This window comes from Sporocytophaga myxococcoides, assembly GCF_000775915.1.
In the GTDB taxonomy this organism is placed as follows: domain Bacteria; phylum Bacteroidota; class Bacteroidia; order Cytophagales; family Cytophagaceae; genus Sporocytophaga; species Sporocytophaga myxococcoides_A.
On sequence record NZ_BBLT01000001.1, the window covers coordinates 311784 to 332361 of the forward strand.

13 protein-coding genes and 1 pseudogene are annotated in these 20578 nt (G+C 36.4%); 6 read left to right on the forward strand and 8 right to left on the reverse strand.

The features are described from left to right. Positions 1-163: 163 nt before the first annotated feature. Both MYP_RS01385 and MYP_RS01390 read left to right on the forward strand, forming a co-directional pair. Positions 164-6457 carry a HAMP domain-containing protein gene (locus MYP_RS01385; RefSeq protein ID WP_045457431.1) on the forward strand — a complete coding sequence of 2098 codons (6294 nt, stop codon included), beginning with the start codon at positions 164-166 and terminating at the stop codon, positions 6455-6457. Between the two features lie 33 nt (positions 6458-6490). Continuing rightward, complete coding sequence (locus MYP_RS01390; RefSeq protein ID WP_156140235.1) at positions 6491-7720, forward strand: sensor histidine kinase; 1230 nt, start codon at positions 6491-6493, stop codon at positions 7718-7720. A gap of 11 nt (positions 7721-7731) precedes the next feature. Here MYP_RS01390 and MYP_RS01395 read toward each other — a convergent pair whose 3' ends face one another. Together MYP_RS01395 and MYP_RS01400 are read right to left on the reverse strand one after the other, a co-directional pair. Further along, positions 7732-8118 carry a response regulator gene (locus tag MYP_RS01395; protein WP_052429872.1) on the reverse strand — a complete coding sequence of 129 codons (387 nt, stop codon included), beginning with the start codon at positions 8116-8118 and terminating at the stop codon, positions 7732-7734. Positions 8119-8207: 89 nt separating this feature from the next. Beyond that, the gene (locus MYP_RS01400) at positions 8208-9131 is read right to left on the reverse strand and encodes a T9SS type A sorting domain-containing protein (protein ID WP_045457437.1); all 924 of its coding nucleotides are present in this window, start codon (positions 9129-9131) and stop codon (positions 8208-8210) included. A gap of 98 nt (positions 9132-9229) precedes the next feature. Between MYP_RS01400 and MYP_RS01405 the strand changes: the two genes are divergently transcribed. The 3 genes from MYP_RS01405 (at position 9230) to MYP_RS24650 (ending at position 13447) form a co-directional block, all read left to right on the forward strand. Continuing rightward, a complete protein-coding gene (locus MYP_RS01405) occupies positions 9230-10267 on the forward strand; it encodes a cytochrome-c peroxidase (RefSeq protein WP_045457440.1) in 1038 nt (345 codons plus the stop codon). 19 nt (positions 10268-10286) lie between these two features. Then, the gene (locus tag MYP_RS24645) at positions 10287-11078 is read left to right on the forward strand and encodes an MbnP family protein (protein ID WP_197059985.1); all 792 of its coding nucleotides are present in this window, start codon (positions 10287-10289) and stop codon (positions 11076-11078) included. A 185-nt stretch (positions 11079-11263) separates the two neighbouring features. Next, positions 11264-13447 (forward strand): PAS domain-containing sensor histidine kinase, encoded by a 2184-nt coding sequence (locus tag MYP_RS24650; RefSeq protein ID WP_052429874.1) that lies wholly within the window; start codon positions 11264-11266, stop codon positions 13445-13447. Here the strand turns inward: MYP_RS24650 and MYP_RS01420 are convergent. The 6 genes and pseudogenes from MYP_RS01420 to MYP_RS25615 form a co-directional block, all read right to left on the reverse strand. Further along, complete coding sequence (locus tag MYP_RS01420; RefSeq protein ID WP_262506724.1) at positions 13426-13941, reverse strand: sensor histidine kinase; 516 nt, start codon at positions 13939-13941, stop codon at positions 13426-13428. The two genes, MYP_RS24650 and MYP_RS01420, sit on opposite strands and share 22 nt — an antisense overlap. Beyond that, a pseudogene (locus MYP_RS26695) lies at positions 13939-14091 on the reverse strand (histidine kinase dimerization/phospho-acceptor domain-containing protein); the annotation flags it as partial. The pseudogene MYP_RS26695 and the gene MYP_RS01420, both read right to left, overlap by 3 nt. Positions 14092-14142: 51 nt before the next feature. Further along, on the reverse strand, positions 14143-14529 hold the full coding sequence (locus MYP_RS01425; protein WP_045459024.1) for a response regulator: 387 nt from the start codon (positions 14527-14529) through the stop codon (positions 14143-14145). Between the two features lie 264 nt (positions 14530-14793). Beyond that, the gene (locus tag MYP_RS01430; RefSeq protein WP_052429876.1) at positions 14794-16941 is read right to left on the reverse strand and encodes a sensor histidine kinase; all 2148 of its coding nucleotides are present in this window, start codon (positions 16939-16941) and stop codon (positions 14794-14796) included. Positions 16942-16945: 4 nt separating this feature from the next. Continuing rightward, positions 16946-17635, reverse strand: a complete 690-nt coding sequence (locus tag MYP_RS01435; RefSeq protein ID WP_045457444.1) for a hypothetical protein — start codon at positions 17633-17635, stop codon at positions 16946-16948. Positions 17636-17637: 2 nt separating this feature from the next. Next, positions 17638-19965, reverse strand: coding sequence for an Rv1355c family protein (locus tag MYP_RS25615; RefSeq protein WP_045457446.1), 2328 nt, complete (start codon positions 19963-19965; stop codon positions 17638-17640). A 143-nt stretch (positions 19966-20108) separates the two neighbouring features. On the opposite strand from MYP_RS25615, the gene MYP_RS01445 reads away from it, so the two are divergent. After that, the gene (locus MYP_RS01445; protein WP_045457449.1) at positions 20109-20570 is read left to right on the forward strand and encodes a response regulator; all 462 of its coding nucleotides are present in this window, start codon (positions 20109-20111) and stop codon (positions 20568-20570) included. Positions 20571-20578: the final 8 nt, after the last annotated feature.

The following is a 20578-nucleotide window of genomic DNA, read 5'->3' on the forward strand; positions in this document are numbered from 1 at the left end:
ATATCTTGCTTTTAAAATTGGATCTATTTAAGATTCTATTAAAACATTTTCCTGCGTTGCGGGTTTGCTGTTCGGTAAAAAAGTATTAGTTGCCCAATTGAAGCATGTTTTCAAGTTTCCAACTAGGAAAAAATCCAGGTAAATTTTTCAGAGTAATTAATTTATGAAAGTAAAAACTGCTGTAAGGGAGGTCTCTTCTTTGGATGAAGAATTGCTCAGAGTTTTGACCGAAATTAAAAATGGAAATTTTTCCGCCCGGATGGCATTGGACCAGACAGGTATAAAAGGAAAAATCTCTGATACGATGAATACTATCGTCGAAATGAATGAGCGCTTTATGGCAGAGCTCACTCAGGCTGCTACCATTATAGGTAAAAACGGACAACTTGAGCACAGAATTTCATTTACTGATGGAAAGGGAGCCTGGAAAGAAGGTACCAATTCCATCAATGCACTTATCACAGACCTGGTGCAACCTACTATTGAAATAGCAGATGTTATCAGTTCTGTGGCAAAAGGAAATCTCTCCAATACTATGCCTCTGGCTGTTAGTAATCATAAGCTGAAAGGGGAGTTTTACAGGATTGCGAAAGAGGTAAATGACATGGTAAAGCAGCTGAATCTTTTTTCAATGGAAGTTACTCGTGTTGCAAGGGAAGTGGGATCGGAAGGTAAATTAGGAGGGCAGGCAAAAGTTAAAGGTGTAGCAGGGGTATGGAAAGACCTTACCGATTCTGTAAACCTGATGGCAGGTAATCTTACTGACCAGGTAAGGAATATTGCTGAAGTTACTACTGCTGTTGCTAAAGGCGATTTGTCAAAAAAAATCACTGTTGATGTAAAAGGAGAAATTCTTGAATTAAAAAACACCATCAATACTATGGTGGATCAGCTTAATTCTTTTTCGTCTGAGGTAACCCGCGTGGCTCTTGAAGTAGGTACTGAGGGTAAGCTGGGTGGACAGGCGCAGGTGAAAGGGGTAGCAGGTACATGGAAAGGTCTTACTGACTCCGTAAATCAAATGGCCAGCAATCTTACAGCTCAGGTACGAAACATTGCAGATGTAACCACAGCCGTAGCAAAAGGTGACTTGTCAAAAAAAATCACAGTTCAGGTAAAAGGGGAAATTCTTGAGTTGAAAAATACCATTAACACAATGGTGGATCAGTTAAACTCTTTTGCATCAGAAGTAACCCGTGTGGCGCTGGAAGTAGGTACTGAAGGAAAACTGGGCGGACAAGCCAAGGTAAAAGGAATTGGGGGGGTATGGAAAGACCTTACTGATTCTGTAAACCAGATGGCCAGTAATCTTACAGCTCAGGTGCGAAACATTGCAGATGTAACTACAGCAGTTGCCAAAGGTGACTTATCAAAGAAAATTACTGTAAATGTAGAAGGAGAAATTCTTGAGTTGAAAAATACCATCAATACCATGGTGGATCAATTGAACTCATTTGCATCAGAAGTCACCCGTGTGGCGCTTGAGGTAGGTACAGAAGGTAAACTGGGTGGTCAGGCGAAAGTGAAAGGCGTTGGAGGGGTATGGAAAGACCTTACAGATTCTGTAAATCAAATGGCCAGTAATCTTACTGCTCAGGTTCGTAATATTGCAGATGTTACCACTGCTGTGGCCAATGGTGACTTATCAAAGAAAATTACTGTAAATGTAGAAGGCGAAATTCTTGAACTTAAGGAAACCATCAATACCATGGTGGACCAATTAAATTCCTTTGCTTCTGAAGTAACCAGAGTTGCCGTGGAAGTTGGAACTGAAGGTAAACTTGGTGGACAGGCTAAGGTAAGGGATGTCGGAGGTGTTTGGAAAGACCTCACGGATTCTGTTAACCAGATGGCCAGCAACCTCACTGCTCAGGTACGTAACATTGCTGACGTAACAACTGCTGTTGCCAATGGCGATCTCTCCAAGAAAATTACAGTAAATGTTGAAGGGGAAATACTTGAACTTAAAAATACCATCAATACGATGGTAGATCAGTTAAACTCCTTTGCATCCGAAGTTACGCGAGTAGCACTGGAGGTAGGAACAGAAGGTAAGCTGGGTGGTCAAGCTAAAGTAAGGGATGTTGGTGGTGTGTGGAAAGACCTTACCGATTCTGTAAATCAGATGGCCAGCAACCTGACAGCTCAGGTGCGTAATATTGCCGAAGTAACCACTGCCGTGGCAAAGGGTAATCTTTCAAGAAAAATTACAGTTGACGTTAAGGGTGAAATTCTCGAACTAAAGAATACCATTAACACAATGGTGGATCAACTTAATGCTTTTGGTTCGGAAGTTACCCGTGTTGCACGTGAAGTAGGTTCTGAAGGGAAGTTGGGAGGGCAGGCTTATGTTCCCGGTGTGGCAGGTACCTGGAAAGACCTCACTGATTCTGTAAATAAAATGGGGGGGAACCTGACTGCCCAGGTAAGAAATATAGCAGAGGTAACGACTGCTGTGGCCAAAGGCGACTTATCAAGGAAGATTGAAGTAAATGTTAAAGGCGAAATTCTTGAACTTAAAAATACCATCAATACGATGGTGGACCAGCTTAGAGCCTTCGCATCAGAAGTGACGCGTGTGGCAAGAGAAGTGGGTACGGAAGGTAAGCTTGGAGGTCAGGCTAGCGTGGAAGGGGTAGGTGGTGTTTGGAAAGACCTTACAGACTCCGTGAATCAGATGGCTGGCAACCTCACAGCTCAGGTTCGAAATATCACAGATGTCGCAATAGCAGTGGCAAACGGTGATATGTCTAAAAAAATTACCGTTGATGTTCGTGGTGAAATTCTTCAATTGAAAGAAACCATCAATACAATGGTAGATCAGCTTAGAGCATTTGCATCAGAAGTAACCCGTGTAGCAAGGGAAGTAGGTACAGAAGGAAAATTAGGCGGACAGGCTTTCGTGCCTGGTGTTGCCGGTATTTGGAAAGACCTTACAGATTCAGTAAACCATATGTCCGGTAATCTGACGTCTCAGGTACGTAACATCGCTGAAGTAACAAAAGCCGTGGCCAGTGGCGACCTTTCTAAAACCATCATGGTTGATGTAAAAGGTGAAATTCTTGATCTGAAGAATACGATCAATACAATGGTGGATCAGCTGAACTCTTTCGCTTCTGAAGTAACACGTGTAGCAAGGGAAGTAGGCTCAGAAGGTAAACTGGGAGGACAAGCGCAGGTTAAAGGTGTAGCAGGTACGTGGAAGGATTTAACAGACAGTGTAAACTTTATGGCATCTAATCTCACTAGTCAGGTGCGAGGTATTGCTAAAGTTGTAACTTCTGTAGCAAAAGGTAATCTGAAGCAAAAGTTAAATATTAATGCATCGGGTGAAGTTTCACAGTTGACAGATACAATCAATGAGATGATTGATACGCTGGCAATATTTGCGGATCAGGTAACAACTGTTGCTAAGGAGGTAGGAGTTGAAGGAAGACTGGGTGGGCAGGCAAGTGTTCCTGGGGCTTCTGGTATCTGGAAAGATCTTACTGAAAACGTAAATCAACTTGCGGCAAATCTTACCACCCAGGTAAGATCTATTTCAGAAGTAGCATCTGCTGTAACTAAAGGTGATTTAACAAGAACCATCAAGATAGAAGCAAGGGGAGAGGTTGAGGCGCTTAAAGATACAATCAATCAGATGATTGCTAATCTGAAAGAAACTACCCTCAGAAACCATGAGCAGGATTGGCTCAAATCTAACCTGGCTAAATTTACTCAGATGCTTCAGGGGCAAAGAGACACGAATACTGTGGCTAAGAAAATTCTTTCAGAACTTGCTCAGGTTGTGGTTGCTCAGAAAGGATCATTCTACATTCTTAATGATGAAGGAGATCATGTGAAGCTTAAGCTATTTGCTTCCTATGCAGATGATACTAGTATTCCAAGAGAATTCAATATTGGTGAAGGTTTAGTAGGCCAATGCGCTCTCGAAAAAGAAAAAATACATTTAAAGAATGTTCCTATAGATTATCTTAAAATAAGTTCAAGCCTGGGAGAAGCAACTCCTTTGTCGATCATAGTGCTTCCGGTATTGTTCGAAAATCAGATTAAAGCCGTAATTGAGCTGGCTTCTTTTGATTCATTTTCCAGCACCCACCTTGATTTCCTTGATCAGTTAACAGAAAGTATTGGTATCGTAATCAACACCATTGAAACAAATACAAGAACTGAAGAATTACTTATCCAATCCCAGTCACTTGCAGACGAACTTACAAGGACCAATGAAGAGCTTCAGGATAAAGCCTTCCTGTTAGAGAAGCAGAAGCAGGAAGTGGAAGAGAAAAACAGAGTTATTGAAGAAGCAAGAAGATCGTTGGAAGATAAAGCAGAACAGCTTACTCTGACTTCTAAATATAAATCAGAGTTTTTGGCGAATATGTCTCATGAGTTAAGAACACCGCTAAACAGCTTGCTGATACTTGCACAACAACTGTTTGAAAACCCTGAAGGAAATCTTTCAGACAGGCAAGTTAATTATGCCAGAACTATATATTCATGTGGAGATGATCTTATACAATTAATCAATGATATTCTGGATCTTTCGAAAATTGAGTCAGGATATATCTCTATTCAGGTATCTAAAATTCCTATCAGTGAGATTACAGGCTTTGTAGAGACTACATTTAAACCGGTTGCCGAAACTAAAAAGGTTAAGTTTAATATCGTCGTTGAAGATCTTGCTGAATCTATTGAAACGGATATGCAAAGGCTGAATCAGATATTAAAAAATCTGCTTTCCAATGCATTTAAATTTACAGAAAAAGGGGAGGTAAAATTAAAAATATACAATGCGGAAAAGTCTTGGAAACAGAGAAACAGGCAGCTAGAAAATGCTGATAAAGTTATTGCCTTTGCTATCTCAGATACCGGTATTGGTATTCCAATTGACAAGCAGAATATTATTTTTGAAGCCTTCCAACAGGCAGAAGGGTCTACTTCAAGAAAGTATGGTGGAACAGGCCTTGGACTTTCAATTTCCAGAGGTCTTGCGGAGCTGTTAGGCGGAACTATCGAACTTGAAAGTGAAGTAGACAAGGGGAGTACTTTCATTCTGTATATTCCGGTAAAATCAACTCCGGAAGATTTGAAGATAACCAAGGTGCCGGAAACAAAAATAGTTTCACTTGATACTGTTAATTCAGGAACAGCTAAGACATTGGGAAGTTTTCTAAATCCCACCGAAGGAGGAGGTTTGGATATTGAAATTCCAGATTTTGAACTTTTATCAGAAATGTTTCCTGATCCTGGTGATGATAGAAATACAATAAAGCCAGGAGACAATGTCATTATGATTGTTGAGGACGACCAAAGGTTTGCAAAGATTATTCTTGATAAAGCTCATGATTATGGGTTTAAAGCAATTATTGCTGCGAGTTATGGGGAAGTATTTGAGATGGCAATTACTTATAAACTGACAGCAGTGACGTTGGATATCAAAATGCCAGGAGTAAGTAGCGGATGGAGAGTACTTGATCTCTTTAAAAATGATCCGAATCTTCGACATATTCCTGTATATATGATCTCCGGGGAAGAAAACGCTGATCTGGCTTACCATAGAGGAGCCAGAAGCTTTTTGATGAAACCGGTGAAAAAGGATATTCTTGATCAGTTATTTAAGGATATTCAGGACTTTCATTCCAGGAAGACAAGAAACCTCCTGGTAGTGGAGGATAATGAAATTGATTCTTCAAGAATTAAAGATCTTTTTCTACAGATTCAGACTATCAATGTAACGGTTGTTTCTACAGGTAAAGAAGCAGTGAGTGAATGGTATGCTAATGGTTTTGATGCCATAATACTGGATTATAAACTTCCTGATATTGAGGTGATAGACCTTATACGACAGTTTAATGATAAGAAGCAGCTTCAATATACTCCGGTGATATTATATACTGCTAAAGAATTTTCTCCGGCAGAAGCAAATCAGATTAAAAAAATTACCAAAAGTATTCTGTTAAAGGATGTAAATTCACTGGATAAGTTACTGGAGGAGGCTATCATTCATATGCATATTTCATTTAATGATCTACCTCAGGATATAAAAAACAGAATAATAAAAATACAGAGAGAAGAAGATATTTTAAATGGAAAGAATGTTTTAGTTGTTGATGATGATATCAGGAATCTTTTCGCTTTAACCACTGTTTTTGAGAGACTAAACATCAATTCAATCACTGCGGAAAGTGGGAAAGAAGCTATAAATATTTTAAATTCCAACGACAATGTTGATCTTATTTTAATGGATATTATGATGCCGGAAATGGATGGATATGAAACCATCCAGAAGATCAGGAGAGAAAATAAAAACTTTAATCTTCCTATTATTGCTGTCACAGCAAAGGCTATGAAAGGTGACAGGCAAAAATGTATTGAGGCCGGTGCTTCAGACTACATTACTAAGCCTGTTAAAATTGATCAACTTTTGGCCCTGATGCGAGTATGGATGAGAAAATAAATTAATTTAGAGAACCTTTAAATTATTAAGGATTTGGAAACCAAGCCCGAGGTTAAAGTATTATTAGTAGATGACCGGGAGGATAATTTATTCTCAATGAGTACTGTCCTTGAACGGGATGGGTATGTAATTCGCACTGCAAGGTCAGGAAGGGAAGCGTTGAAAATTCTTTTGAAAGAACATGATTTTACCCTCATTTTGCTCGATGTACAAATGCCAGATCTCTCAGGATATGAAACAGCTTCTTTGATCTATGCAAGAGATAAGCTCAAGCATATCCCGGTTATTTTTGTAACAGCTCATAGCTACAGTGATGAGTATGTCTATAAAGGCTATCAGGCAGGGGCTGTAGATTATATATATAAACCCATTAATCCTGAACTTTTAAGAGCTAAGGTTAATGTCTTTGCTGAATTGTACAGGAAAACTCATTTGCTGGTAGCTCATGAGCAGCAACTCAGGGAAATGAACAATGAACTTGAGAATCGCGTTCGGCAAAGGACAGAAGAACTAACAGATAAAAACGCAGAACTGGAGAGGGCCAACTTCGAATTAAAAAAAGTAAACAATGATCTCGACAGCTTTGTATACGCTGCTTCTCATGATTTGAAAGCTCCTGTTTCAAATATTGAAGGTCTGTTGGCTTCTCTTACAGATTTCTTTTCTCCAGAGATGCTAGAAGATGACAATGTGAAAATGATCATTGGAATGATTAACGAATCAATATCACGCTTTAAAGTCACGATTCATGATCTTACTGAAGTTACCAAAATACAGAAGAGTATTGAAGAAGATGTCAATACTATTGATATTTTGGAGGTTATCGAGGATGTTAAGGTCGGTATAAGGGACATGATTGAAAATACAGGAGCAATTCTGAATATTGTTCATAATGGGGAAACTAAAGTCAGTTTCTCAAGGAAAAACCTTAAAAGTGTATTGTATAATCTTATCAGCAATGCAATAAAATACAGGTCTTCAGAAAGAATTCCGGAAGTGGATATCAGTATTGGAAGGGAAGATGAATATATCATAATTTCTGTTACTGATAATGGTTTGGGCTTTAATCCGAATGATAAAGAAAAAATCTTTACCATGTTTAAACGGCTACATGATCATGTAGAAGGCACAGGCATTGGTCTTTACATAGTAAAAAAAATAGTTGAGAACTGCGGAGGAAGAATAGAAGTAGAAAGCGAACAAGGAAGAGGCACAACTTTTTCTGTTTTTATCAGAGTAAAGCCGGAAATTGTTCTTATATAATCAGCAAAGAATTACTCTGACGTAAGTTGGATGATGTCCAATGGTTTGGTAAGGTATTTGGAAACGGATTTAAAACTGAAGGCTTTTCTTATATCTTGTTTATCATCCGATGATGAAATAATAAAAAGCTTTGACTTGAGAAGTTCCGGTCTTTCAATTTTTTCAAAAGCTTCGACAAATTCAAAACCAGTCATCTCCGGCATATTTATATCTACAAAAATTGCATCCGGGGTAATTTTTCCTTCAGTCAAGTCTTTAATTGCAACAGTAGGGCTATTATAAAGCTGAATATTCTGAGAGTAGTTAAATTTTTCCAGGATAATTTTATTCAGCAAGTTATCCATTTCATTATCATCAATAATCATTACTGATTCCAATTGGGCAGATCTAGATGTCATTATAAAAACTGAATTCAAAAATTTAATTAAAACTCTAATTTAGATAATATTCTCTTAATCTATAACTTTCAATGCACTTTTAGCCAGCCTTATTGCCCTTTTATAAATTTGTAAACCTGCCTGGAATAATCAGACTCTATACTTAAAATGTATACAGAAGCATGCAGACTGCTCACATTAAGCTTTTCATGGTGAAAACCGGGATTTTTCCTGCCAAGATCTATATTCATTAGTTCTTTCTGATCCAAATTATATATTTTTATTCTGACATTTGATTCAATCCCAGTGGAAAAGGAAACAAGAGCTTCATCTACACACGGATTAGGATATACAGATAAAGAACTAATAGCTTCTTTATAATCGATTGTGCCTGCAACAGGGATATAACGGATAATCGGGAAAAGAGCAAGATGGAATTTGTATCCAAGTCTCTGGTACAAATCCCTCCATTGACCATGGTGAAATCTAACAGCATTTCTTCCTATATCGGCAAGATCACTGTCTGGTCTTGAACCATCAAGTGAAGTCAGGAGCGCAAGGGTATCTGTAAAACCAGATTCTTCTGCATCGTGGGCGTAAAGTAAAAAATTAAACGCTACAAAGAATGAATCCTCCACAGATATAGGCTCATAGAAAAGCGTTGTAACAGGGTTTCCAGAAATAATTAGATTTCTGTAGCTCATATACCTTCCACCCAAGGAATCCTCCGGAAGGTGGTTGGCTCCAACAGACCATATGTCAAAGGTAACCTGCCGATTGGGTCTTGTCATATAACCTGTATGATAACTGATTACCCCAAGAACCTCGGCTTTTCCTTTAATTCTGTATTTTTCTGCATAATTTTCAGAAAACCAACAGTTTTGTCCGGTTAGATAGCCGCATATATAACCTCCATAATCTGATCTGTAAGCAATTAATTTTTCATCCTGGCGAATATTTCTAAGAGTGTCCTGACAAAATGCCGTCAAAGAAATAGCAAGGAAAATCAATATAAATAATTGTTTTTTTACCATATTTATGGGGAAGTTACCAAAAAAATGCTATTTATAAAATAGCAATGTGGAGGAGGAAGGGCAACGAATAGTTCCGATTTTAAATTAAATTTGTCGAAATGAGTACTTCTACAGTAAATCCAATTGTTGTTTTCTTTTTATTTCTCCAGTCAATACTACTATTTTCTGCATGTAAAAGAGAAGGAAGAAAAGAACAACCAGTTGAACCTGCATTTGAATTGAAGATCCCTGAAGGGTTTCCTCAACCCGAGATTCCTGCAGATAATGAACTCACTGCTGATAGGGCGGCTCTTGGTAAGATGTTGTTTTTTGACCCGATCCTTTCCGCTGACTCAACCATTTCATGCGGCTCCTGCCATAATCCTGCTATTTCATTTAGTGATAATGCTGTTGTAAGTGTCGGGGTAAAAGGACAAAGGGGAACCAGGAATTCAATGCCCCTTGTGAACCTGGCATGGTCTAATTCTTTTATGTGGGATGGAGGTATTCCTTCGCTTGAATTACAGGTTTTGGCTCCACTTACCAACCATCTTGAACTGAATTTGCCTATTTCAGAAGCGATAAATCGCCTTAAAAAGCATCCTGTTTATCCTTCTTTATTTAAAAAAGCATATAACAGGGAGCCGGATGATTATTCTTTGTTCAGGGCAATTGCAGCATATGAAAGAACCTTGATTAGCGGTAATTCCCGTTATGATCAGTATTTTTATCAGGGAAAAGATGTTATGTCAGAGTCGGAAATCAATGGTATGAATCTGTTCTTCAGTGACAGACTACATTGTTCTTCTTGTCATAGTGGAATAAACTTTACCAACGGTACTTTTCAGAATACTGGTTTGTATGTAGTTTATCCCGATCCTGGACGAAATCTGATTACCGGAAATGAATCTGATAAGGGAAAATTTAAAGTGCCTACACTTAGAAATGTAGAGTTGACAGCTCCATACATGCATGATGGAAGCATAGCAACGTTGGAAGATGTTATTAAGCATTATTTAAGTGGAGGAAAATTTAATAGAAATAAGTCTGCACATGTACATTATCATGATGAAGGTTTGACAGATCAAGAGCTGAAAGATGTAGTGAACTTTCTGAAGACATTAACCGATACCTCTTTTATAAATGCAACTAAATAATAAACTAATGTATACTACTGTGAAAAAAATTGCTTTCGGATTATTTTTGGTTTTATTACTTGGCGCCTGCAAAAAAGATGAAAAAGTAATTCCTGCTGCTGCAGATCAGGATAATGGCAAAGTAGAACTTGTTTTTATGCCTGTAGCAGGGAGTGATGCTTTGTTGATGGATACACTTTATACAAATGCTGCCGGAGAGCAATTCCGACTTACCAAGTTAAAATTTTTTGTTTCCGATATCGGTTTAGCTTCGGGGAACTCTTCCGAAGTGCCAGGGAAAGATCATTCAGGAAACTCAATATTTCTTGTAGACTTTGCTTCATTGCCCAATAGTGAAAAGCTACAGTTGAATGTAAAACCAGGGAATTATAAAGGATTACGATTTAATATAGGATTGCCAAGGGAGGTAAATCATGCCGATCCTACAATTGCTCAGCCTCCGCTGAACCTCGCCCAAGCCGATATGTACTGGAGCTGGAATACAGGATATATATTTTTCCTTGCAGAAGGAAATGGTCCGGATGTATATGCAAACAAGTTTCACTTTGGAGTAGGGGATGACAAAAGGATAATGCCTTTTTCCTTCGGAAACGTACTTAGTTCTCAAACTCCGTTTATTATTGAAAAAGGAAAAACCACCAGAATTATCCTGAAGTTTGATTTTCAAAAATTATTGATAAATGGAAACGGCTCTTATTATTCTCTCGCAAGCCAGACTTCCTCTAATGTACACGGAGGGTATTACGCAGATCTTTTAAGAGCCAATATCTCAAATACATTGGAATTAGTATCTTCTGATGTTATTGAATAAAATTTAATTGGTGAGGATTCTAAATAATTTATTTAGAGTCCTCTTGAATACTTTTTATATTTTTTTCGTTCAGGGGAGATTATATAAAAAATACTCCTTAATAATAATTCCTATAATCGATTATTGTAATAACAAACAATTCTAACTGTACCCTGTTTCTCCTTTTGATAGGCAATATCAAAAGGATGAAAACTACAAGTTTTATATTTAATCATTTTAAGGAGTTTGCTGAGTTTTGTTTGAGCAATGTATTGGATAAAATTTGTGTAAGCTATTTTAACAGTATACAATCACTTGATTTGCCTTTGATCACTTTATTCCGGGATGTGCCGGAAAAAGTGCTGATGACATTTTTTAGGGAAAGATTAATATTATTTTTAAGTGATGCTATTGCAGACAGGAGCCTGGAGGAGATACTGCAACTTACAGATCAATGGAAGCATGGAGCACTACCTTATGAGGTGAATAAATATTCAGTACAACCTTGCGATTTGCTTATCGGATTTGGAATTCGAAAAGATGTTTTACTTCAGTTCTTGCCTGATTTTACAAATGATGTAAGGACGGCGCTTTCCATTGTACAGGAATTAAATGATTACCATCTGCATATAGAAGAGCTTATTTTAAAACTTTCTTCAGAAATTCACAATGATATTGTCAGAAAGAAAAATGAAGAATTACAAATTTCCAACGAGCTTCTGATAAGAGAGATCAGGGAAAAAGAAAAAGCTATGAAGGTTGTTGACAGAGAAAGGAGATTTAAAGAGACATTAATTAATAATGTAAATTTCGGAGTACTTTCTTTTGACAGAAACTTCAGAATTACTACCTGGAACAGATCATTGGAAGAGCATAATAACCTCAAGAAAGAAGATGTAATAGGACGTCACCTCTTTGACTTGTTTCCTGAATACAAATTTTCAGGAGAAGAAGTATTCTTTCGAAATGTATTGGAAGGCGTTATTATCAGCCTTGAAGATTTAAACCGTAATGGGAAAAAAGGTTTTTTCGATGCAGTCCTGATTCCTCTCAAGCATGAGGAAAAGAAGATAACAGGCGGGATTTGTATTGTCAATGATATTTCCGAAAGAAAGGTTCTTGAAGATAAATTGAAAAGTAGCTTTGCTGAATTAAAGGAGGTGCAGGACATAGCCAGATTAGGTATATGGGAATGGAACATAAAATCCAATAAGCTAAAATGTTCGGATGAAATTTTGAAAATGTTTAACCTTGATAATACAGGTGATTTAACATTTACAAATGTTAAAAGTCTTATCAACCCTGCTGATTGTGATATATTGGAAGAACTCATTAAGGAATCTGTTGATGGAAATATACCATTTTCAACAGAGATAAGAATAAAAGATCAAGACCAGTTTTTATTTATTAAGGGAAAGGTTATTTCGATTCATAACCGTCCTTACAAGATTAAAGGAATCATTTTGGATATATCTGAGCGAAGAAGAATAGAAGAGGAAATAAGGGCAAAGAATCAAGCTTTGTCAGAGAAGAATGAAGAGCTCAAAAAAGCTGAAGAAGCATTGATTGTGATCAATAATGAATTGGAGGAAAGGGTAGAGGAGAGAACCTTTCAACTATCAGTATTAAATGAAGAGCTGCAAAAGGAAGTAATTGAAAGGGAAAAAGCTGAAGAAGAGCTAAAGCATCGAAATGAGGAATTGTTGCGGATTAACGATGATCTGGACAATTTTGTCTATAGTGCTTCTCACGATCTCAAAGCACCTATGTCAAACATTGAAGGACTTATTTTTACCCTTGATGCTGAGCTTAAAGCTGGGAACAACAAAGCCACTCCAATGATAATGGATTTAATACATAGGTCGATTGGTAATTTTAAAGACACATTACAAGGCCTTACAGACATAGCAAAAATAAGTGGTGCTTCTTCTGATGATCAGTCTATAGTTGAGATAGATCAGGTAGTTGATGAGATCAAGCAGAATATAAAAGAAATGATTTCCGCCTGCAATGCAGAGGTTATTACAGATTTCTCACGTTGTCCCAATATTCGGTTTTCCCGCACAAATCTTAAGAGTATATTATATAATTTGCTTTCCAATGCTATCAAATACAGGTCTCCTTTTAGAACGCCAAGTGTTGTGATAAAGACGGGTTGCGAGAATGATTATGTTTATTTTGAAGTGAGTGATAATGGAATCGGATTTGACCCTAGCCTGAAAAATAACATATTTTCAATGTTCAAAAGATTACATTTTCATGTCGATGGAAGTGGAATAGGTTTGTATCTGGTGAAAAGAATAGTAGATAAAAATGGGGGGAAGATTGAGGTGGAATCAGTTCCTGATAAAGGAACCACATTTAAAGTTTATCTTAAAGCAGCAGCCTGAGGTGATGGTACATAACTGTTTGGAATTTCTATCAGAAATTTGGTGAATTTTCCTTCTTCAGACTCAACCTGTACGGAGCCATTCAGTTTGTCAATTGCCTCTTTGGCAATGTATAATCCAATACCCGAACCGTCACTATAGTGTGTACCTCTGAAGAACATTTTAAAAATACTGGGAAGATGTTTTTCCTGAATGCCAATCCCATTATCAAAAATGGATATATCTGCTTTTTCAGGAGATGTATGTATTTTGATTTCTACCCTTTTTTCAGGATTGTCTTTCTTCTGGTATTTGATTGCATTAGATAAAATATTGTTGAGTATTACCTTAATCCTGAAATCATCACTTTTAAAAGGGGAGAGGTTGGAAATATCAATAGCGAAATTAATTCCATTTAAGCCATCAAAACTTTTAATATTTTCATCCAGAATCTGATCAAAATTGATTTCAGATAGTGTCTCTTCAATTCTGGAATTTTTATAATAGTTGACAATATTTTTTACAAAAAGGTCTAGATTTTTTACAGACTTTTCGATCATATTAAGATACATATCATCTGCTCTGTTCTGATCCATATCCGCCACTTTCAAAACGCCAATTATAGTCATTAATGGAGCCTTAAGTTCATGTGAGGCACTGTATACAAATCTTGTTAGTTCTTCATTAGCTTTCTGAAGATCTTCTGTTCTTTTTTTTTAAAGTTTTTTGGTTAGATATATTTCTCCCGCCTTTTCAATAGCAAGCTTGATATCGCTTTCATTCCAGGGTTTTTTGATATAATAAAAAATCTTTCCCTTGTTAATGGCATCAATAACGGATTCAATATCGCTATATCCTGTCAGTAATATTCTAATGGTTTCCGGATATTGGCTTATAAGGGATTCGAAAAACTGAACACCAGTCACTTCAGGCATTTTCTGGTCAGCGATGATCACGTGAATTTCATTCTCCTTAAGAATTTCCAGGCCTTCTTTTGCTGATTTTGCGAGAAAAATTTGATAATCAAATCGAAAAGAAGCTTTGAATACTCTCAAGTTGTATTCATCGTCATCAACATACAAAACCCTGATTTTATCTTCCATAAACTGTTGAAAATTATCTATTTCAAAGTGTTTTGTTTTTTGTAAATATAATATAAAATTTAAACCAAATACTTTATTCCCGGATTTCTTATATTTTCTTCCCTTTAAAAATATGAAAAGTACCAAAAAAATATGGTATTGTTACTAAGGAAGAGATCAATGTTCTGTTGCCAGATGCCAAGCCCAGCAATATGAACGAGCATTTATACTGAAAATCTTTTAATAAGGTTTCCCTTTTTATAAGTATAAACTTTCCTCGTTTTATTATAAAGAATCGAGATTTTTAGGAAGGTATAAGATAAACTCTGTTCCAATGCCTTCCTCAGACTGTACTTCAATTTTTCCTTTATGGCTCTCAATTATGGTATAAACGATGGATAGTCCTAAGCCTGTACCTTCGCCAACATCTTTTGTAGTAAAAAACGGTTCAAAAATTTTCATCTTAGTTTTTTCTGACATTCCGATTCCATTATCTTTTATCGAAACACCTACTAATTCATCTTTTTCAAATGTTGAAATTATTATTTCCCCATTTGAAATATTTTTTGCTTTTACTGCCTGGATAGAGTTGGTGAGGATATTCATAAATACCTGATTAATCTTCCCCGGGAAACATTCAATTGCTGGAATATCATTGTAGCATTTGGAAATTTTTATCTTCCCATCCATACTGTTGTTTAGTAGTACCAGTGTAGAGTCGATACCCTGATTCAGATCGGAAGGTTTTAATGCATCCTCGTCAAGTCGGGAGAAGTTTCTCAGACTTTTAACAATCTCAGCTGTTCTAGTAGCGCCTTCAGCAATTCCTTTGAGCATCATATCGATTTCTTCTTTCAGGTAATCGTACTCCAGGTCTTCTTTTAACCTTTCAATCTGTTTGAGATTAACATTCTGTGGTTCCTGTTTATGTAGTTTTTCATATTCTTCAAGAATCTGCATTAATCCCTGGATATCTCTTTTAAGGGGATTTATACTTGAGCTCACAAAGTTGATTGGGTTATTAATCTCATGTGCAATACCAGCAGTAAGTTGACCGAGGGAAGCCATTTTCTCAGCATCTACAAGCTGTGACTGAGCTTCCTGCAAGTTAGTTAATGCTTTGTTGAGGTCCTGATTGGATTGTTGTAGTTCCGAAGTACGTTCTTCTACTTTTGACTCCAGAATTATATTTTGTTCTCTTATAATTCTATCATTTTCTGCCATGGCTCTGATTGCTTCAGCCTGAGAGCTTTCTTTTTCTTTTTTTAGGATATTAATTCTGTCTGCAAGAGCAAATGAAAGCAGCATTACTTCAAGTGCAGAACCAAGAGTCATGGTATAGCTGGTAATCGTGTTATATGGAAATATGCCAAAATCTCTTAATACAAAGAATACAACTCCAATAAGAAATATTGTCCAGGCAATTAAAAAGAACTTTGCTGATTTATATCCTTTAAGATTGATCTTATAAGCAATAAAAAGCATATATAGAGCAAGAAACATTGCATTCAGTTCTATTATTAAAAAGCTTGCATTGTAATGGGTAAGGAAAGCAAGTATGATTGAAATAAGATAAATTGAGTAGAATATGTAAAAGAATTTATCAAGTTTAGGTTCATGTTGTGAGGTGTTCAGAAAGAGTCGCATAAACTGAGCTGCTGAAATTCCAACGAGCGTGCTTAGAATATAAGTACCATTAATAGATAGCCATGTGTTTCCCGGAGTTAAAAACCTTATGTTGTAGCCTAGGAAATTAGTTTGAGTAAGTCCTACAATGATTATGTAAAAGACGTAAATCAGATAGATTTTATCTCTTACAGAGAAATAAATAAATAAGTTGTAAAAAACCATCACCAGAATAATTCCTACATAAATTCCAGTTACCAGGTCAAATTGGAGAAGGCTTTCATATAGCGGAGTCTGAGTGCCGACTTTTATAGGAAGAGATATCTGCTCACCTGTTCTTACTTTAAATAAGTATGTCTTAGTTTCGCCCTTATTTATTTCAATAGGAAATATATAGTTTTGATTTTTGAATTTTCTATTATGATAGGGAATAATTTCTCCTGTGTTTTCAATAAGTCTAGCTTGTCCGTACTTAATTTCATAAAGAGAAATTTCATCAATGTTTGGCTGAAGCAAAGAGAGAAAAACAGTTGGTGCGTTGGTCAGATTTTGAATGTGTAATTTTACCCAGATATTTTTGGATGAAACTCCTAAGGTTGGAACATCTTGTTTACTTTTGCTGAAATATGGTAAATTACCAATAATAGATGGTTGAGAATTTTCTGAAGAATCTTTGAATATGTATAGATATTTACCAGCTGATTCAAACTTATCAGCATTTTTATATTGAAATACTAATTCATTTGTCTGGCCTAATGATTGAAAAAAGGTAAAAGTGGATAGAAGCAGTATTAAAAGCAATTTCATCAGGTTAATGTTTTTTAGGAATGGTCAGTTGATAGTTAAGTTCAATTAATCCTTTAGAGCCTTCTTCCTTGAAAACCTGGTTAGGTTTATTTCTTAAGTCCAGAATGCGGTTTCGGTCCAGTTCCTGAGCTGTATCTAATGTGATGGCATTCATCCTTCTAAGAACTCTTGCAATATAATTTTCATTGGGATAAATAAACTCACCTTTATTGCCTAACTGATCTTCAACAATAAATCCTACCCTGCTAACCATTGGCATTGTATAATCAGCACAAATAGTGAATAAGGAACTTAAATTAATTTGGTTTACAATAGAAATGCCTGCCCGTATAAGAAGGAGGCTAATTCCCAGTCCCGCCACAGCTTTTGAATTCCATAAGCCACATAATTCTCCAGTACCACTGTGAGAAAATTCTCTAACTATTTCAAAAATTTTAGGATCCATTTCGCCCACCGCTTCTTCAACAGGGAGCAAATGATCTTTGTCAGCTATATGAACTCTGATTCCACCTTGTATCGTTCCCAGTTCGTCTTCCGCAACTATTGCGTAAACGTTAGGGTTAAACATCCAATCGTCATTGTTAGTGGTAATGTTTGTTATCCCATAGTCACTTAGAACTTTTACATGCCCACCCCTGAATCTTACGCAAGTCTCGTGATCGTCTATCGCTCTAAATGCTCTAAAAATGAACATAATTAAATTTTATTAATCAAAAGCAATTTTTCCAATGGTAATCTTAAAGACCTTGCAGTGGGCGGTTCTGCAAAAGCTAATCTAAATAAGAAAATTTCTGCAATATTCTCATCAATATTAAGAAGCTTTAAATATTTTTCTCTTGCATCGCGTAGCTCAGTCAGTAAATGTTCTGGCAGGCCTGCTAAATCATTATGCTTTAATTTTAAAAACATAAGAATAGGGGCCATTAATGGTTGTAAAGCAAGTTGATATTTAGTAGCTGATAACCATAGTCTTTCGACCAGTCTTCCACCTTGAAGGTATGATGAAGCGGAATGTCTAGGAAGAGCTATGAAACCAATAGCAGAAGCAGCATCAAGATTTTTACCGGAAATTTTTTCGAATCCTTTGCCTTTTTTCCATTTATTTAACAGGGAGATTGCTTCTACCTCTTTTGCCACTCTCATTCCTGCCTGATCTGTAGCAGACAATTCAAGAGTTCTAATATCCATGCCATCTTTACTCGATTCAACAGACTGATTATTCCAACGAATTTCTTTTTCAAAAAAATCTGCATGAAGCTCGGGATGAAGGAATCTAATACGTTCGCAAGTTTTGATTACTTCATTTAACTCTATAAGTCTGGCTCTATCATCTATAATTTTTATAGTAGCTCCAGGAGTTGAACGTTGCAATGAGATAAGATTATCAATGACAGAGGGATTGATCCTTTCTTTATTCCCTCCATTTCTATTAGAACATCTTAGGTGAATATATTGGCTGAGAGCCTGGTAATCTCTGTTTTCGGCAGTTTCAAGATGAGGAGTGTAGAAATTGAATTTAGCTACAAGTGGACTACTTTTGCCTGATGGAAATTCTTCTACACAAACATCCAACCCTTTTTCCTGTGCCTTTAAAATAAGGTTCTCCATTGAAGCGCCAAGGCTTATGAAGGAGAACAGATTATCAAAATCAGAACTTGCACTCGATTTCTTTTTATTTAAAAATAAATACAAGTTTCCCTTGTCATAGTACCATTGCCAGGGTTGATTGTTTCCCGGAGAAGGGGCTAAGAGGGCCGATGAAACTATTTCTTTTATTTCTGACTCATTAATTAATTTTTGTTTGTTATTTAATGTAAGATTTGATGAATTAATAATTGCTATTATTTCATCCTTATTTAGATAGGCATCCTCAAATCCTTTGGATTCAATAAGAGTTGGCTTTTTCTTATCCTTATTCCCAACTATCTGCTCAACATCCATATAATATCTTCCAGAATCAGAAAACTCATTGATGAAAATCCTTCTGCATACATCTGCAGTGAGGCCACCACCTAGGGTAACAGCTGATGCCAATTGTGGCCAAGTTGTAATAGTTTGTTCTATTTCAAACATTGAAGCTTTTAGTCTGCTTGAAATTGTATCTATCCCTATCATCGCAAGAAGATAAGGGACTTTCTCTTCATTTGTTCTTAGGGATTTTAATTTTTTGATGTCTAATCCATCGACAAGGCCATGCAGCAGGGGTCTGTCAGGCTCAAGATCAAAACGTTCTACATCGAGCATACACCTGTCGCTAGCTTCCATTACAACGGGTATTCTGAGTTCTTTTGCTTTTATTCTTGCTAAAATTTTAATATCGAGACCATCACACTCATCGATAAGCAGATCAAGATTACCTCCCTCAGAAAAGAATTTATCCATGTTTCCTTCATGCAGGCCATCAGGAAAACATTTAACCTTAATATAAGGATCGATTTCCGCAATTTCCCTTGCCACTGCTATGGCTTTGGAAACTCCCAGGTTGGATAAAGGAGTCCTTATTCTATTATAATTACTCAGTTCAAGTATATCAAAGTCTGCAAGCCTAATCTCTCCGAAGCTTCTTTCCATAGCCATGGTCACTGATACAGATTGCCCTACAGATAACCCAATTATTCCCACTTTTTTCTGAGCAAGTATATCTTTTTCCTCAGGAGTGATTTTATAAAAGTTTCTGTTTGTCCTTACTTCTACAAATTCCTCTTCATCCAGCAAATGTACGATTTTATTTGCCCAAGGGTAATATGCCCATACTCCTAGTTTATCAGGATCGTTTTTATCAAAATAATTACTGATTTCATCCTCCATCTCCTCCACAGTCATGTTCTTCTTAGGATTTCTTAACTTAATCAGCTCTTTTACCTGGCCTCGCAATTCATCAAAAACCATGAGGTTAGACTCAGATTTAATGAGATGATTAAATTTAACAAACTCTTCTTCTGTTTTTAGTCTGAATAACAGAGGTTTATATATAGCTTTCTGTTTCTCCGTCTGTTCAATTAGAGTTATTAATTTGTTTTGCATCTGAGAAATATTTAGCTAAGAGTATGTTTACGATAAAAAGATAATTATTGGTTATCTTTTTACTTGATTCAATTTAAGATATCTTTAATAAGGAATTTTTCAACAAATACGTTTGTTTTTGCGTAAAACTTTTCAAAAAAAATATGGAAGAGAAGATACGGATTCTATATATAGACGATGAAAAAAATAATCTGACAGCTTTCAAGGCTACATTCAGACCGTATTTTAAAATATTTATTGCTGAATCTGCCGAGGAGGGAAGAAAAATTCTTGAAACTGAAAAAATTGAAATTATAATTACCGACCAAAGGATGCCGGTAATGACAGGTGTTGAGTTTCTTTCATCAATAATTGACACTTATCCAGACCCAATCAGAATCTTGTTAACAGGATATTCAGATCTTCAGGCTGTTATTGATGCAGTAAATAAAGGCCATATCTATCAATATATCAGCAAACCCTGGGAAGAGCAGCATTTAAAAATTATCATAGAGAAAGCTTTCGAAGTATTTCGTCTAAAAATGGAAAACAAGGAGTTGGTTAAAAGCCTTTTAAGGGCAAATCAGCAACTGGAGTTTTACCTTCGTCAGAAGCTGATTTCTTAAAAGACTTT